The sequence below is a fragment of the Corynebacterium sp. CTNIH16 genome, assembly GCF_032821655.1.
GTDB lineage: Bacteria > Actinomycetota > Actinomycetes > Mycobacteriales > Mycobacteriaceae > Corynebacterium > Corynebacterium marquesiae.
In genome coordinates, this window is record NZ_JAVBIG010000001.1 from 109561 (window position 1) to 125149 (window position 15589).

19 protein-coding genes are annotated in these 15589 nt (G+C 60.1%); 7 read left to right on the forward strand and 12 right to left on the reverse strand.

What is annotated here, in order from left to right; translation table 11 throughout:
* Window positions 1-63: 63 nt before the first annotated feature.
* Both RAE04_RS00530 and RAE04_RS00535 read left to right on the forward strand, forming a co-directional pair.
* Window positions 64-861, forward strand: a complete 798-nt coding sequence (locus RAE04_RS00530) for a hypothetical protein (protein ID WP_284786972.1) — start codon at window positions 64-66, stop codon at window positions 859-861.
* 36 nt (window positions 862-897) lie between these two features.
* Window positions 898-1509 (forward strand): hypothetical protein, encoded by a 612-nt coding sequence (locus tag RAE04_RS00535; protein WP_408933088.1) that lies wholly within the window; start codon window positions 898-900, stop codon window positions 1507-1509.
* 32 nt (window positions 1510-1541) lie between these two features.
* Here the strand turns inward: RAE04_RS00535 and dapF are convergent, their stop codons facing one another.
* The 3 genes from dapF to RAE04_RS00550 are packed head-to-tail and all read right to left on the reverse strand — an operon-like array spanning window position 1542 to window position 3903.
* Window positions 1542-2402 (reverse strand): diaminopimelate epimerase, encoded by an 861-nt coding sequence (dapF, locus tag RAE04_RS00540; RefSeq protein WP_317026065.1) that lies wholly within the window; start codon window positions 2400-2402, stop codon window positions 1542-1544.
* A gap of 5 nt (window positions 2403-2407) precedes the next feature.
* Window positions 2408-3304: a tRNA (adenosine(37)-N6)-dimethylallyltransferase MiaA gene (miaA, locus tag RAE04_RS00545; RefSeq protein WP_269953055.1), complete on the reverse strand. Its 897-nt coding sequence runs from the start codon at window positions 3302-3304 to the stop codon at window positions 2408-2410.
* Entirely contained in the window at window positions 3304-3903 is a 600-nt protein-coding gene (locus tag RAE04_RS00550) for a hypothetical protein (RefSeq protein WP_284811164.1), read from the reverse strand. The genes miaA and RAE04_RS00550 overlap by 1 nt, the downstream gene beginning before the upstream one ends.
* 136 nt (window positions 3904-4039) lie before the next feature.
* On the opposite strand from RAE04_RS00550, the gene RAE04_RS00555 reads away from it, so the two are divergent.
* Both RAE04_RS00555 and RAE04_RS00560 read left to right on the forward strand, forming a co-directional pair.
* Window positions 4040-5344, forward strand: a complete 1305-nt coding sequence (locus RAE04_RS00555; RefSeq protein WP_317026066.1) for a DUF349 domain-containing protein — start codon at window positions 4040-4042, stop codon at window positions 5342-5344.
* Entirely contained in the window at window positions 5344-6471 is a 1128-nt protein-coding gene (locus RAE04_RS00560) for a GNAT family N-acetyltransferase (RefSeq protein ID WP_317026067.1), read from the forward strand. The genes RAE04_RS00555 and RAE04_RS00560 overlap by 1 nt, the downstream gene beginning before the upstream one ends.
* A 14-nt stretch (window positions 6472-6485) precedes the next feature.
* On the opposite strand, the gene RAE04_RS00565 is transcribed toward RAE04_RS00560, so the two are convergent.
* From RAE04_RS00565 to RAE04_RS00585, 5 genes are all read right to left on the reverse strand, one after another.
* Window positions 6486-7115 (reverse strand): hypothetical protein, encoded by a 630-nt coding sequence (locus RAE04_RS00565; RefSeq protein ID WP_317026068.1) that lies wholly within the window; start codon window positions 7113-7115, stop codon window positions 6486-6488.
* A 22-nt stretch (window positions 7116-7137) separates the two neighbouring features.
* Window positions 7138-8700, reverse strand: a complete 1563-nt coding sequence (gene miaB, locus RAE04_RS00570; protein ID WP_317026069.1) for a tRNA (N6-isopentenyl adenosine(37)-C2)-methylthiotransferase MiaB — start codon at window positions 8698-8700, stop codon at window positions 7138-7140.
* Window positions 8701-8745: 45 nt separating this feature from the next.
* A complete protein-coding gene (recX, locus tag RAE04_RS00575; protein ID WP_284786960.1) occupies window positions 8746-9348 on the reverse strand; it encodes a recombination regulator RecX in 603 nt (200 codons plus the stop codon).
* Between the two features lie 51 nt (window positions 9349-9399).
* Window positions 9400-10536, reverse strand: a complete 1137-nt coding sequence (recA, locus tag RAE04_RS00580) for a recombinase RecA (RefSeq protein WP_005328639.1) — start codon at window positions 10534-10536, stop codon at window positions 9400-9402.
* Between the two features lie 182 nt (window positions 10537-10718).
* A complete protein-coding gene (locus RAE04_RS00585; RefSeq protein WP_317026070.1) occupies window positions 10719-10934 on the reverse strand; it encodes a DUF3046 domain-containing protein in 216 nt (71 codons plus the stop codon).
* Window positions 10935-11097: 163 nt separating this feature from the next.
* Here RAE04_RS00585 and RAE04_RS00590 point away from each other — a divergent pair, with 163 nt between their 5' ends.
* Genes RAE04_RS00590 through RAE04_RS00600 form a run of 3 tightly spaced genes read left to right on the forward strand, consistent with a single transcriptional unit; the run spans window position 11098 to window position 12985 of the window.
* Complete coding sequence (locus RAE04_RS00590; RefSeq protein WP_023021360.1) at window positions 11098-11661, forward strand: biotin transporter BioY; 564 nt, start codon at window positions 11098-11100, stop codon at window positions 11659-11661.
* Window positions 11661-12353, forward strand: a complete 693-nt coding sequence (locus RAE04_RS00595) for an energy-coupling factor ABC transporter ATP-binding protein (RefSeq protein ID WP_284811169.1) — start codon at window positions 11661-11663, stop codon at window positions 12351-12353. The genes RAE04_RS00590 and RAE04_RS00595 overlap by 1 nt, the downstream gene beginning before the upstream one ends.
* An 11-nt stretch (window positions 12354-12364) precedes the next feature.
* Complete coding sequence (locus tag RAE04_RS00600) at window positions 12365-12985, forward strand: energy-coupling factor transporter transmembrane protein EcfT (protein WP_317026071.1); 621 nt, start codon at window positions 12365-12367, stop codon at window positions 12983-12985.
* A gap of 80 nt (window positions 12986-13065) precedes the next feature.
* On the opposite strand, the gene RAE04_RS00605 is transcribed toward RAE04_RS00600, so the two are convergent.
* The 4 genes from RAE04_RS00605 to pgsA form a co-directional block, all read right to left on the reverse strand.
* Window positions 13066-13926 (reverse strand): PspA/IM30 family protein, encoded by an 861-nt coding sequence (locus RAE04_RS00605; protein ID WP_049377429.1) that lies wholly within the window; start codon window positions 13924-13926, stop codon window positions 13066-13068.
* Between the two features lie 183 nt (window positions 13927-14109).
* A complete protein-coding gene (locus RAE04_RS00610) occupies window positions 14110-14472 on the reverse strand; it encodes a helix-turn-helix domain-containing protein (protein WP_049377430.1) in 363 nt (120 codons plus the stop codon).
* Window positions 14473-14498: 26 nt separating this feature from the next.
* Window positions 14499-14996 (reverse strand): CinA family protein, encoded by a 498-nt coding sequence (locus RAE04_RS00615; RefSeq protein ID WP_049377431.1) that lies wholly within the window; start codon window positions 14994-14996, stop codon window positions 14499-14501.
* A gap of 7 nt (window positions 14997-15003) precedes the next feature.
* The gene (gene pgsA / locus RAE04_RS00620; protein WP_005325132.1) at window positions 15004-15588 is read right to left on the reverse strand and encodes a CDP-diacylglycerol--glycerol-3-phosphate 3-phosphatidyltransferase; all 585 of its coding nucleotides are present in this window, start codon (window positions 15586-15588) and stop codon (window positions 15004-15006) included.
* Window position 15589: the final 1 nt, after the last annotated feature.

Consider the following 15589-nt stretch of genomic DNA (forward strand, 5'->3'; position numbering starts at 1 on the left):
TTTGGCATGTTGCGGCCGAAAGCGGGAATTGCGGATTCTTAGCTGGCTGCGCAAGGCGATACAATGGCGGGCATGAACGTTAAGGACACTGGGGTGAAGCAGAATACCGAAATGCAGGCCATCGGCCTCAATTTCGCACGTTGGCAGGATGCCGTCGAGGCCGCTATCGCTAGCGATCGCTTGGCCGTTACCGGCGAGGTACGCGGTGGTCAGCTGATTCAGTTCACCGATCCATCGGGCGCGCAGCTCAATATCCTCGCGGTGGAGCCTTTTGCTACTTTCATTGGCTTCAATGCCGTTACGCAGGGGTTCGCCCACGTGGAGATGGTCAACGATGTCCTCGCCCTGCTGGAGATTATCGATCCTTTCGGCACCACCATCGCCCAGGCCACCGCGAACTTGGCGCAGGGGCCTTTGCTTGCCGACGAGCCCTTGCAGCAATGGCAGCAAATCTCCCTCACCGCCATGGGCCTTGATGTCCGCACCTACGAGTCTGCCGCTGCCTATGAGGCGGCCGAGGGCGAGTTCCCGGCGCTCTTTGAGTCCGCGGGAGCGAAGGTTATCTCCTCCGGCTCTGGCGCGGAGGTTCCTACCCCAGCCGCTACCTTTGCGGCCCGCGTCATGGAATCCGAGTGGCGTACCAATGAGCTAACCGGCGAGAAATTCGCCCACCTCGTCATGGATGGCCTTTTCCCCTTTGATCTCTGCCTACCTGCGGGGGGCGACGAGCTACCGACCAAGGACTCTATCGTGGCCGGCACCGCCTTGCTGACGGCTTCTATTGAAATGCCCAGCGGTGGCTGCGGCGACGGCGCTGGCTGCGGTTGTGGCTCTGGTGGCTGCGGCTGCGGCGGCCACTAAGAACTGACGCAAAGGCCTGGTGGAATAGCTGTGTGGATGCCTTTTCCGGAAAATGCGAGAAACCGGCGGGTGCTGGTTCTCGCGCTGATCCTGGTCGGATCAGTGGCGGTTGTGGCAACCCTAAAACTTCCCGGTGTTTTCATCGCGGCACTACTTATCGCGGCGGCACTGCTTATGCTCCACGCACGGCCGGATGCCTCGGAGCAGGCGGCGCTGCGCAGCTCTATTCGGCTCTCTGCCGAAGATATTGAGGACATCTTGGCGGAGTACGAAGACTTCCGGTCCTCCGAGGCGGCCGAGAAGATCGCGGACCGCACGCTCTACCGGCCGGCGCTTTTAGATCTGGATTGCTCCGACCCCACCATCGAAGCCTTCCACTATGAAACTTCGGGCGCCCGACGGTTCCTGCGCCGGTTGAACCTGCGCGTCAACGCGGAAGAGGTCAGCACCAACGAGCTGGAGTCCTTGCTGAAGGTGACCGATGGACGGGCTCGCGAGCTCAAGGAAACATGGCTATCCGCCCGCCGCGCCGCTTTTGCGCTCGGGCCGAAGTATGAAAAGAACGAAGTAAAAAATCGCGCCCTGCGCCGCCAAGCCCTCGAAGAGCAAGCATTCGAGAAAGAGGAAGGCGAAGGGCGCAGCGCCTAAGCACTCACCGCGCGCGTCGGGCCCGACGCAGTCTAAAGGGAGGTCTCGCCGGTGGCAACGATGGCGGACGGGCCGGTCAGGCGCGAGCCACCCTCGTAGATGTCCACCGTCACTTCCCCGCCGGGGACGTGTACGTGCACGGTGCCGTGAGGGGTGGTGGTGTGGTCAACGGCGGCGTCGGCAAGAGCGGCGGTCGCGGCCGCCACGGTGCCGGTGCCGCAGGAGCGAGTCTCTCCTGCCCCGCGCTCAAAGACGCGCATATGCACGTGGCCATCGCGCAGCGGGGTCACGATCTCAACATTCACGCCGGCGGGGAAGAAAGAATCATCAATGACGGGCTGCTCGAAGGTCTTGGCTGCAAGGCCCTCGGCGTCCAGCCCCGGCACCACGGCCGCGAGGTGGGGGTTGCCCATGTCAATGCCTAGACCGGCGTAGCTCTCCCCGCCCATAGACGCGGTAGATACACCCGTTACTTCGGCCGGCCCCATTTCCACGGTGACCTCAGCCGCATGCTCATCGCACGAGTGCACCGTCACGCGCTTGGCGCCGGCGCGGGTACCGATGGTGAACTCGTCTTCTTCCACGAGGCCGCGCGAGCGCAGCCAGTGGGCGAAAACGCGGGTGCCATTGCCGCACATTTCGGCCACGGAACCGTCGGCGTTGCGGTAATCCATGAACCAGTCATTGGACGCGATGCCCTCGGGCAGCGACTCGATTTCCCCGGCCGCGAGCAAGGCCTCGGCGCGCACCACGCGCAGCACACCATCGCCGCCGATACCGGCGCGGCGATCACACAGCGCCGCTACGCGCTCGGGGGCAAGCGGCGTGGCGGCCGCGTGGTCTTCGACGATGACAAAGTCGTTCTCAGTTCCATGACCCTTGGCAAATTTCATGCTCCCTACCCTAGCGCGCGCAGCGCCTGGGCGGTCGTATCGCCTGCGGCATCCAGCCACATGATCCGCTTATCGCGGTTGAACCAGGAACGTTGGCGGCGCACGTAGCGCCGTGTCCCGGTAATTGTGCGCTCGACGGCCTCATTCCACGTAAGTTCGCCGCGCTGGGCTTGGAATACCTGCGCATACCCTATGGCGCGCCCGGCCGTGGAATCGGCCACCAAGCCTTGGGTTTGGAGGCGCTCGACTTCCTCAATGAGCCCGCGCTCAAACATCTGGCGCGTGCGTAGCTCGATGCGCGGATTAAGCCAATCTGCGGTAGTGCGCAGGCCGAGCAAACGGGTGCCCCACCGCGGCGGGGCATCCTTCGGCGGTTGGCTAGCCTTATAAGGTTTACCGGTCAGTTCGATGACCTCCAAGGCACGCACTGTGCGACGTGGGTCCTTATCTTCAATGATGGCGGCTGCGGCCGGATCTACCTGCGCCAGCTCCTCGTGCAGGGCATCGGTACCGATTTCTACGCGCCGGGCCTCATACTTGGCGCGGACGGCGGGGTCGGTGGGTGGGAACTGCCAGTCGTCGACAAGCGCTTGGGCATAAAGCATGGAGCCGCCGACGAGGATTGGCGTCTTGCCGCGGGCCATGATGCCTTCCACGTCCGCGATGGCATCGCGCTGGTAGCGGGCCACAGAAGCGGTCTCGGTCACGTCCCACACATCGAGCTGGTGGTGCGGGATTCCCTCGCGCTCGGCCGGGGTGAGCTTGGCGGTGCCAATGTCCATACCGCGGTAGAGCTGCATGGAATCGACGTTGACCACCTCGCCGTCCAGCTCATGCGCCAGCGCCAACCCCAGCGCCGATTTGCCGGAGGCGGTGGGTCCAAAGACTGCAATCGGGCGCATTAGACCTCCCACCCTGCAACGTAGCGGCCAACACCCAGGGTGGCGTCGGTGGCCAGCAACTGCGCCTTCTTTGGTTGTAGTCCTGCTAACTGCTCCCACAGCGCGGGCTCTACCACACCGCGCTGGGACAGCCACTCGCCTGCCTTGCTTGCCGACGCCCCCATGAGCACCTCCTCGCACCACTCGTGCGCTTCCTGGGCACCGGGAACCAGCGCCAAGGGGGCGCGCTCGGTCAGACCCGCGCTGCCATCTGCCACCACGATGGTCAGCGCCGCCGGATCCGGCTGGCCGATGTGCTCCCGGCTAGCGCGGGCTTCAAGCTGCGGCACGCTGTGCAGCACGTACCGGGCCATGATCTCCGGAAGAAAGTTGCCGCCGCCTAGGTCCGTAGCCGCGCCCCAGGCCCGTAAGCTACCGGTATGGGCGGTATACCAGCGCTTATCCTGGCTGCCGACGATATCTACTTCCGCTATTCCGGCGGCCGCAGCCTCCACTGCGAGCGTACGGGCAGCAGCAAGTAGTGCGCGGGAGGCGGCGTCATGAGCGGAAAGCTCCACGGCCAACGCCGGTGACGCTGGCATTACCATGAGATTGAACATTATTCCTCCATACTATCTACCCAAGTGGAGGTAATTAAATAGAATCTGGGCACGCGCGGGATATTCGCGGTAATGTATCGAGTGATTTTATTCGGCAGCCGTGACGCGCGGCGATCTATGCATAGGAGGGCTTGTCATGTCTCCCATCCCTACCCCAGGTTCCATGCCCAAGAAGGGCCCTCGCCCCACCGCAAAGCCTGTTCCCGTGCAGGCACCAAGCAAGAATGACCCGGCCAAATGGGGCCGCGTCGACGCGGATGGTTCCGTCTTCGTTTCCGCTCCGGAGGGCGAACGCAAGATTGGCGAATGGCAGGCCGGCACCCCCGAGGAGGGCCTGAAGCACTATGGCGCGCGCTACGACGATCTCTCCACCGAAATTGAATTGCTCGAGGCTCGCCTGCGCGCCAACCCCGGTGAGGCCGCTGGCATCAAGAAGACCGCAGCGCAATTGCGCGAAACCCTGCCTACCGCTGCGGTTATTGGTGATATCGCGGCCCTTGACCGCCGCCTTGTTGCCGTCATTGAGCACTCGGTAGAAGCCGGCGAGCAGGCGCAGGCCGATAAGGAGCGTCGCCGCGAGGAAGCTATTGCTGCCAAGGAGAAGCTGGCGGCGGAAGCAGAAGAGATTGCCGAAAACTCCACCGAGTGGAAGGCCGCTGGAGACCGCATCCGCGCGATCTTGGAGGAGTGGAAGCAGATTAAGGGCATTGATCGCAAGACCGACGATGCCCTGTGGAAGCGCTACTCCCGCGCCCGCGACTCCTTCAACCGCCGTCGAGGCTCCCACTTTGCCGAGCTGGACCGCGCCCGTGCGGTTGCCCGCAAGAAGAAGGAAGAACTCGTCGAGCGTGCCGAGGCCATCCAGGATTCCACCGAGTGGGGCCCCACCGCCCGCGCCTACCGCGATTTGATGACCGAGTGGAAGGCCGCCGGCCGCGCCCCGCGCGACGTAGACGATAAGCTTTGGGCCCGCTTCCGCGCCGCCCAGGACAAGTTCTTCAATGCCCGCAATGCCGTCAATGACGAACGCGACCGTGAGTTTGCAGAAAATGCCAAGGCCAAGGACGCCTTGATTGCGGAATACGACGGCCAGATCGACCCGTCCAAGAGCATCGAAGGTGCGAAGGCCAAGCTGCGCGAGCTGCAGGAAAAGTGGGAAGAGGTAGGCTTCGTTCCCCGCAAGCAAGTGCGCGAGTACGAGTCCAAGATTGAGGCGCTGGAGCAGCGCGTCACCGAGGCAGAAAAGTCCGAGTGGCGCCGCACCGACCCAGAGGCGCAAGCACGCGTGGCGCAGTTCCAGGCTAAGGTCGATGAGTTTAACTCTCAGGCCGAGGCAGCTGAGGCCAAGGGCAATGCGAAAAAGGCCGCTGATCTGCGTGCGCAGGCCGAGCAGTGGCAGGCTTTTGCCGACGCCGCCGCTAACGCCGTCAACGATAAGTAGTGCACCTCGTCCACATTGCGCGGCCACCGCGGCCGCACTCGCCTACCGCTCACGCCCGGCCCAGCGAACCTGCGGACTGCATTCGCAGCTTCGTCTTTTGGGCCAACTTGGCGGCCCAAGAAGCAAGCGGCGATGCCGCGGCGTCGACGTCGCCCGGCCGCGTGGTTCAGCGTCTGCAGGGTTCTAGCGAATCACAGACCCATCTCTTTGCCGTAGTGGACGGCGACTCCACCCTTGGTGAGGTTTCTGAGCTGGGACTGCCGCTCATCCCCTCGGTGGAGCCGAGCCCGGAGCTGGATTACCTCGGGTTCATCCACATCAGCCTGCCGCTGTTGGAGGAGCGCGAGGCCGCAGAGATTGAATGCGTGCTGTGCGACCTGCCTCTGCCCGGCGAGCAGCTCGATGAGGAAGGGCGCAAGGTTGCTGAGTGGATGGGTGCGAAGGCGCTGGAGCTGGCCCGTAAACTCGGCCGCACCGTAGCGCACGTAGGACTATTGCACCCGCCGGGCGCGGACCCAGACTACGACGCTATGGGCAGCATCTACCGCGAGTTGGGATTTACGCAGAGGCATGCGGAGCACCAGCTGGTGATGGACATCCCTGAAAGCCCTGTGGCAGCGCTACTCCCGGCGGGAATCACCGCCCACGTTTGGCCGGATTACGACATCCCTGAGGGCTACCTCGACGAGGTCATGCGGCTGCTTAGCCTAGCTTCCGCTGACGCGGAAACTGGTGATCTGACGGTGGAGCCCATCGTGTGGACGCGTGCTCGATTGCGCGAAGCGCACAGCCGACTGCGCTCTCGTCGCGGGCACACGCTTCTTGTCGCACTCACCGGTGAGGAGGGAAAAATCCTCGCGCTGGCGGAAATGGCTCGGCACGAGGACGCGAATCCTGAAGTATGCGAGTGGACTCTGACTGTAACCGATCGCCCGCACCGACGCCGCGGACTTGCGCAGCTAGCCAAGCTCACAGCGCTGCATGAGGTGGCAGACTATTGGCCGCGGGTACGGCGCTGCTATTGTTCCGTTGCCGCCAAGGACGCGGCAATGAATGCCATTTACCGCAGCTTGGGCGCCCGGGAACTTTCCCGCTCTTCTGCGTGGGAGTTACGGCTGCGGGACTAGTGGCGGTGATAGGCCTACTGCTCGCCGCGCTGGGCGCGGTGGCGTTCGGCGGCTTGCTTGCGGCGATTGTCCACCAGTGGCTCCCGCTGCGGTGCCGCGTCTATCCTGGATTGAAATTCGCCCACCTCATCGAGCTGTCCGGCGGTGGCGCGCACGCGGGCTTCGGCGGCCTTCTGCTCTGGGCTGCGGCGCAGCGCCACCGTGCTATAGGCCAGAAATGCTAGGAAGGTAGCCAGCATTCCTACCCACATTCCCAACGACGCCCCGTCGGCGGTAGAACCACGGAACCAGAAACCCCATAGGTTGGCGAAGAAGGACACCGTCACCAACATCCACGCGATGAGTCCCGGCGTAGCGCGGCGGGTAAACAGCGTCACCGGAGTAAGAACGCCCAACCCAATGAGCGCGAGCCACGCGGAGACGGTTTCCATGATGGAAATCCTCACGCCACTAGATGTGGTGCCGAAGGTCAGTGCCTCCCAACCATGGGCCGGACCGGCGTAGGGCAATATCAGGTAGAGGATATAGGCCACCACTGCAATACACAGCGTCACCTTGTGACCGCCGAGGTCCATTGTTTGTGCTGCTCTCCGCTCAGCGTTAGCTGCATTGTGGGCTGCGGTGGTCGTATGTTCCTCAGTCATGGCTCCCTAGCCTACTCCCCTGCTAGCAACCGCAGGAATCGCCGGACTCGGCCACCGCGGGCTTGCCAATCGACGGCAATCCCAGACCGACGCCGATGGGTGCGGTGGTAGGCGTTTCGCCGGCAGCAGACATGTCGCCGGCCTTGGTGCGGGTGTGGGAGGTCACGGCGGCGTCGGCAAGCAAGAAGAAGGAGCCCGCACCGGTGACCTGGGTATGCACCACATCGCCCGGGCGAATCTCCGCCGAAATATCCGTGCCGTCAGAGTCAACCGGGGTGAAATGCACTAGGCGGCCATCGCGGGCGCGGCCGGTCATGCGGTGGGTTTCATCGTTCTTGCGGCCGCCTTCGGCCTGCACCAAAAGCTCCACATCGGTGCCGATGAGCTTCTTGTTTTCCTCGGCCTGGATGCTATCTTGCAGGGCAACGAGACGCTCGAAACGATCCTGGACGACCTCCTTGGGAATCTGGTCCTCCATTTCCGCAGCCGGGGTTCCCGGACGCGGCGAATACTGGAAGGTAAAGGCCGAGGCAAAGCGAGCGCGGCGCACAAGCTCCATGGTGTCTTGGAAGTCTTCCTCGGTCTCGCCTGGGAAGCCCACGATGATATCGGTCGTGATTGCGGCGTGCGGAATCTTATCCCGTACCTCGTCCAAAATCCGCAGGAACTTCTTCGTGCGGTAGGAACGGCGCATGTCCTTAAGGACCTTGTCGGAGCCAGACTGCAGCGGCATATGCAACTGCGGGCACACGGCCGGGGTCTCGGCCATGGCATCGATGACGTCGGAAGTAAACTCCGCTGGGTGCGGGGAGGTAAAACGTAGGCGTTCAAGGCCTTCGATCTTGCCTACCTCGCGCAAAAGCTTAGAAAAGGCGAAACGGTCGCGCGGCATCTCGGGATCGGCGAAATTGACGCCATAAGCATTGACGTTTTGCCCCAGCAAGGTGACCTCGGATACGCCCTGATCTACTAGGGCTTTGACCTCGGCCAAGATATCGCCGGGCCGGCGGTCCTCTTCCTTGCCGCGCAGGGAAGGAACGATGCAGAACGTGCAGGTGTTATTGCAACCTACGGAAACAGAAACCCAGCCGGCATAGGCAGACTCACGCTTGGCTGGCAAGACCGACGGGAAGGCCTCGAGGGAATCAACGATTTCCACCTGTGCTTCGTCGTTGTGCCGGGCGCGCTCTAGCAGCGTCGGCAGGGCCGCCATATTGTGGGTGCCAAAGACAGCATCAACCCACGGGGCATTATCTAGGACGGTGTCCTTGTCTTTCTGCGCCAAGCAACCACCCACGGCAATTTGCATGCCGGGATGATTTTCCTTTGTCTTCTTCAAGGCACCCAAGGTGCCGTAGAGCCGTTTATCGGCATTTTCGCGCACGGCGCAGGTATTGAAGACGATGAGATCTGGCTCCACACCTTCGCCGGCGGCCGCGTAGCCGGCCTCCTCCAAGAGGCCAGAGATGCGCTCTGAATCGTGCACATTCATCTGGCAGCCGAAAGTTCGGACTTCATAAGTACGGTTATCTGCGATTGTCTGCTCCACGTCGGCATAGTTTAGCCATGAAGCTAGGCATCTCATAACTGTCGGACTTGTTCACTCCGGCGCTACCCTGCCTTGGCCGTATCAGTCCTCTGCGCGCAGTTCCGCGCACCGCGCGTCAAGCGCTGCGATTGCGATCTGCAATGACATTCCTTCATTGAAGCCGCGGCGTGCCAGCACACCCACGATGCGGCGTAGGGCCTTGTCGCGCTCCTTGCGATCCGGCGGGACGGTCTTAATGGAGCGAGCCTTCTTTTCCGCAAGGGCCTGCGCCATGGCTTGTTCATCGGCAGGGTCAATTTGCTCGAGGGCCTCAGCACGGTCGGCCTCGCTCACGCCCTTTTCCCGCAGTTCCCTGTTGAGAACCGAGCTGGACTTGCCGCGCCGCTTATGCCGTTGGCGCACCCACTCGTGTGCAAAGGCTGCGTCATTCACCAGCCCCGCGTGGGCTAAATCATCTAGCACGTCCTCAACGACATCTGGCTCAAACTCGACCTTTACTAGACGATCATAGAGCTCTTTCCGGGACCTAGAACGCTGATCCAAAAGGCCCAGTGCCCGAGAGCGGACCTTGGCCTTGGCTTCCTCTGCCTCTCGATCAAAAAGCCCGCCCCCAGCTGCTCCATTCTCATAGGCCTCGAGGGCCTGACGGAGTTGGGCGAGCTTTTCGGGGGCGGGCTGATTCATGATGCAGATTCAAATGGTACGCGGAGTGTGTGGGTACGGGGTTAGACGATTCTAGTCGTCATCAAAATCGACGTTTGGAACGAGATCAACGGACTCATCGGTTAATGGGTCATCGGCACCAGGAACGTCCATCGCGGCACCCTCCTCGCCTTCGGCCGCGGCCTCGCCGATACCGAGCTTCTGGAAAATCTTCTGCTCGATTTCATTGGCTAGATCCGGGTTATCCTTCAGGAAATTACGCGCCTTCTCCTTACCCTGGCCCAGCTGGTCGCCTTCGTAGGTAAACCAAGAGCCGGACTTGCGAATGAAGCCGTTTTCGACGCCAAGGTCAATGATGGACGACTCGCGAGAGATGCCTTCGCCATACATGATGTCGAACTCGGCAATCTTAAATGGTGGCGAGACCTTGTTTTTTACTACCTTGAGCTTGGTGCGGTTACCGATGGCGTCCTGGCCATCTTTTAAGGTCTGGATGCGGCGGATATCGCAGCGCACGGAAGAGTAGAACTTGAGCGCTTTACCACCGGTGGTGGTCTCTGGCGAGCCGAACATCACGCCAATCTTTTCGCGCAGCTGGTTAATGAAGATAGCGGTGGTACCGGAGTTGTACAGGGCACCGGTCATCTTGCGCAGCGCCTGCGACATCAGGCGGGCTTGGAGACCGACGTGACTATCGCCCATCTCACCTTCAATTTCCGCCTTCGGGGTAAGGGCAGCCACAGAGTCAACGACAATGATGTCAATTGCGCCAGAGCGTACCAGCATATCGGCGATCTCCAAGGCCTGTTCGCCGGTATCTGGCTGGGAAACCAAAAGGTTATCGGTATCCACGCCAAGCAGGCGAGCATACTGCGGGTCGAGCGCGTGCTCGGCGTCAATAAACGCGGCAATGCCGCCGTCCTTTTGTGCAGATGCAATGGCGTGCAGCGCAACAGTGGTCTTACCAGAAGACTCCGGGCCATAGATTTCTACGATGCGCCCGCGCGGGAAACCACCAATACCCAGAGCAACATCGATTGCGGTATTACCGGAAGAAATGGCCTTAATCGGTGGGCGGTTGTCATCACCCAGGCGCATCACAGCGCCTTTGCCGTAATCCTTCTCAATCATGGCCATTGCGGCATCGAGGGCCTTTTGGCGGTCATCTCCCTTAGAGGCGGCAGAAGAAGACTTCTTTTTGGTTGCCATTAACTTTCATCCTTATCTTTAACGACGATGTACTAACGCATTATTAGACTGCCGTGGAACTCAAACGGTTCCCTCCGTCAACGCCATCCCACTGTAGACGACTGCATCGACACCTCCGCCATATTACATACATCTGTTCGAATTTTGAAAGTGGACACGCCAGTCCGTCAAATTCGACAGCGCTATAAAGTAGGGTAATCGACTCCCAACCTGCGCTCCTTCGGTACATCAAAGTCATCGCACAGGCTCAGCCAGACGCGACGCGGATCGACGCCGCGTTCGATAAGCTCATCGGGCGTTGCCCCGAGGTCGGGCAAGACCTGGGAGTGGCTAATCCACTTTCCCTTAGACTCGCCGAATTCGTCCACAATGAGCTGGTGATACTCAGTCAATCGCATGCGCGCCATCCTACTCAGCACTAAAGCACGGGCGCCAGCGGTCCAGAAAGCGTCGATTGGGAGCCCGCCGCAATGGCCCTACCTCACAATTATCAGCGTCAGATGAACACCGTTCAAAACCCTCAATTGTCTGCAGTTTTCATGCAGTGCTAACCTCTTGAACATGAAAAAGAACTCTCTGGCAACCACCATTGCCTATGTTGCCGTGTTTACTGCTCTCGTCATCGTCCTTGCCTTCGTGTCCATCCCCATCGGTTCGGCCGGCGTGCCCATCGTGTTGCAAAACGCAGCGCTGATCCTCGCCGGCCTTATTTTGGGTAGCAAGCGCGGCGGTTACGTGGGACTCCTCTTTTTGTTCCTGGGCCTTGCCCTCCCAGTTTTAGCAGGTGGCGGTACCACGCTGCGTGCCTTGGCAGGCCCAACCGCGGGTTACATCATCGGCTATGTTCTCTCGCCAGCGGTTGCAGGTGCAATTGCCTACCGCTCCCCTAAGAACAAGGGTGGCATGGCGGTCATACTTGCCATTGCTGCGATTGTCGGCCTTGCCGTCCAATACATCTGCGGCGCCTTTGGTCTCATGATCCGCTCTGGCTTGGAAATTGGTCCAGCCTTCGCAGCCCAATTGCCCTTCATCCCTGTCGATGCTGGAAAGCTTGTCGTTGCCGTCATCATCGCTCTCGGTGTTCACTCGGCCTTCCCCGATCTGATGGGACGAAAGGCCGCCTAGTGCCCACGATCGAATTTACCTCGGTCTCGGTGGCTTTTGATGACACCGTGGTGCTCGAGGACATCAACCTCACCCTCACCGAACAACGCATTGGCATCATCGGCCAGAATGGTGGCGGGAAATCCACCTTGACCAGGCTCATTAATGGGTTGGGCGAGCCTAGTGAGGGTACGGTGACGGTGGACCAGATGGACGTCGCCAAGCAGGGCAAAAAGGTGCGCGAAAAGGTGGGGTTTGTCTTTTCGGATGCCGAAAACCAGATTGTCATGCCCAATGTGCGCGATGACGTCGCCTTTTCGCTCCGCCGCTTTAAGCTGCCCAAACACGAGCGCCTCGCCCGCGTGGATGCTGCCCTCGAGCGCTTCGGACTCGCCGAATTTGCTGAGCGCTCACCGCATACGCTCTCCGGCGGACAAAAGCAGCTCCTCGCGCTGGCAGCGGTCATGGTCATCGACCCGATTCTCATCATCGCTGATGAGCCCACTACCCTGCTGGATCTGCGCAACCGCGATCGAATCAAAAGAGAATTCGCGCGATTGGAACAGCAACTAATTGTGGTGACGCACGATCTGGACTTTCTGCGCGATTTTGATCGGGTCATTTGCATCGATGACCACCGCATCGCCGCGGATGGCCGGCCGGCGGAGGTCATAGATTTTTACCAAGACCTCATGGCCCAGCGGCCGCTGTAGGGAGAATTGTCATGCAACGACGCACGAATCTCCCACTTTCCGTCTATGTTGATGGCACCAGTTTTGTTCATCGCATCAAACCTAGTTGGAAGATCGCATTCCTCTTAGTCTTTATCCTGGTCACCAGCATCTTTTTCAAGTCCATTCCGTGGGCAGCAGGCGGCGTCATTCTCGTCATCTTTCTCTATGCTTGCGCCCGGATTCCACTGGGCATTGCGTGGAGTCAAATCTGGCCGCCTCTCTTTTTCCTAGTCCCCTTGGCAGGCTTTCAATGGTGGGCAAAGGACTTCGACTATGCGGCGGTGATGTTCCTCAATGTCTTCGCCGCTATGATGGCTGCCTTCTTGCTCACGCTGACCTCCACGGTAGATGAAATCATGGAGTCACTGGAAGAGTCGCTGCAGCCCCTAAAGCGACTAGGAATACCGGTAGAAAACATCAGCTTGGCTATGTCACTGACTATTCGGCTCATCCCGCTGATGTTTGAAACCGTCTATGAAGTCCTAGATGCCCGCAAAGCGCGCGGTGCCGGGATGTCCCCGCTGGCATTTGGCACCCCCGTTATTATTCGCTCCATCCGGCGAGCGCGCGCGATGGGGGAAGCGTTGCAGGCCCGCGGCGTCGGCGACTAGCAGCATAAGTTATCGCCTCCCTTGCACCACCAAATGATGACCAAGGGAGGCGATAATTTTTTAAAAGACAGTCGGGGGTTTTACTCCCCACGCAACTCACGCAGACGGGCCTGTACAGCATCGTTGTTGGCACTGCCTGGCTGGGCAGCGTTGTCGGCAGCAGAGCCAGAAGCTTTATTGCCCTCAATGGCCTGAGCCTTATTGCCTTCCACGGACTTAGAAGAGTTCATTTCACTGCGAATCTGCTCCAAACGGGAATGACCGGCCATCTGCACGCCTGCCTGCTGAACCTCGGCCATGCGGTTTTCCACGGAGTTCTCGGCAAGCTCAGCCTGGCCGAGCGCCTTGGAGTAACGGCGCTCAATCTTATCGCGCACAGCATCCAGAGACGGCGTATTGCCATTGGCAGTCAGCTCGTTCATAGAGTTCAAAGACTCAGAGACCTTTTCCTGCATCTTTGCCTGCTCCAGCTGGGAAAGCAGCTTGGAGCGCTCATTGACCTTTTCGCGCAGCGCGGCGTTGTTACGCTGAACTGCATTCTTGGCCTTTTCTGCCTGCTGCAGCGCCTGGTCGTGCAGCTTCTTGGTATCCTCCACGGACTCCTCAGCCGTAACCAGCTGGGCGGCGAAGGCCTCTGCTGCGTTCTCGTACTCCACGGCCTTATTCTCATCGCCCTTGGCACGGGCCTGATCAGCCAATTCCAGAGCCTGGCGAGCATTGCCCTGCAGCTTTTCTACCTCTGCCAAACGGCGGTTAAGCTGCATTTCCAGCTGCCGCTGGTTACCAATCACGGCGGCCGCCTGCTGAGACAGCTCCTGATGCTGGCGCTGAGCATCCTCGATAGCCTGCTCGATCTGCACTTTCGGATCGGCGTTTTCCTCGATCTTATTATCGAAGAGTGCCATCAGGTACTTCCAGCCCTTAACAAATGGGTTCGCCATGGTGTGCTTCAACCTTTCTAGGTTAAAAATGTGCGTAATGTTCTGCTGTTTATACTAGCGAAGCGCTGTTTCCACCGCTTGCACTCCCCGCGGTCGCGGGCGCTTGCCGACGCCCCCCTTAACCACCACAGCCGACCCTCCTCGCGAGAGAATAGGCCGGCTGTTGGCGTATACCGCTGTGGGCTAAAGCTCTGATGCGGCAGGTGCCGTATGGGCTAGCTCCTCATCCATGGAGGGCAGGGCCATGTAACCGGCTGCTTCAATCAATACGTCAGAGACCGAGCAATCTAGCGCGTGGCACACAGACGCAAGGAGCTCAGAGGAGACCTCCTTGCGACCGCGTTCGAGCTCTGAAAGGTAACCCGGCGATACGCGGGCCACTCCGGCCAATTCGCGTAGGGTCACTCCTTTGTCCGCGCGGAAGGCGCGCAGCGTCAACCCAAGAGCCTCACGCAAAAGCGGCTCAGGGGTACGAGCAGTGGCGGGCGCCGCTGGTGCAGTAGCGCTGTTTACCGAGTGTTCGAGGACTGCAGTGGAAGTGTTCATCACTATGGTCAACGCTCCTTGTCTCGCTATTGTTCCCGCAGTGCCGGATTTTCTTCCACAGTTGCGCGCAATAGACGCAAGGCGGCTGCGACCGTGGCCTCTCTAATTTCGTTGCGCTCCTTGCCCAATCCGGATAGCAGCTGGGAGAAAGCGACTCTGCCAGGAGAATAGATGCCGATATATACGGTGCCCGCCGGCTTGCCTTCTTGTAGGTCTGGTCCTGCCACTCCGGTAAGGCCTATCCCCCAGTCCGCAGCGGTTTCTGCCACTGCCGCGCGGGCCATAGCAAGGGCGGTCTCCCCAGAAACCACTCCGGCTGCTTCGATATCGGCTACCGGTTGGTGCAAAAAGTGGGATTTCACCTCGGTGGCATATGTTATAAGCCCTCCGCGCAATACAGCCGAGGCTCCAGGGACAGAAGCCACCGTGGCGCTGGCCAACCCAGCAGTAAGTGACTCACAAAAGGACAAAGTCTCGCCGCGCTCGGTGAGCTCGGATACGAGGCGGGCCGCCATGGTGCTCATTAACTACCTAGCTATTCTGCTTCTTGCCGTCGATGAGGTATTGGACGCCGGTAACGACGGTCACCACTGCGGCCAAGAGCATCACTAGGAAGGTAGGTACGTTCATCCACTCCGGCAACGGCCACAGATACAGCCCGACTGCCAAGGATTGTAATACAGTCTTCAGCTTGCCGCCCTTCGAAGCAGGTACCACCTTGCCGCGGCGCAACAAGACCATACGCCAGATGGTGATACCGAACTCACGGATGAGAATGACCACGGTAATCCACACTGGCAGCACCCCGATGATGTTGAGGCATACCAGTGCGGTAGTCATAAGCGCTTTATCCGCGATGGGATCAGCAATCTTGCCAAAATTGGTGATAAGGCCACGGGCACGTGCGATGTCCCCGTCGAGCTTATCTGTGAGCATTAAGGCGGCGAATAGGCCAAAAGCCCACCATTCATGGCCGGCAATAACTAGCCATGCGAAAACCGGAATGAAAAGAATGCGCAGGCTGGTGAGAATATTTGGCAGGTTCCAATTGGATACCTGTGGATTCACATCCGAGGATTGCGCTGACTGTGTTCCGGGTTGATTCACGTTATACATA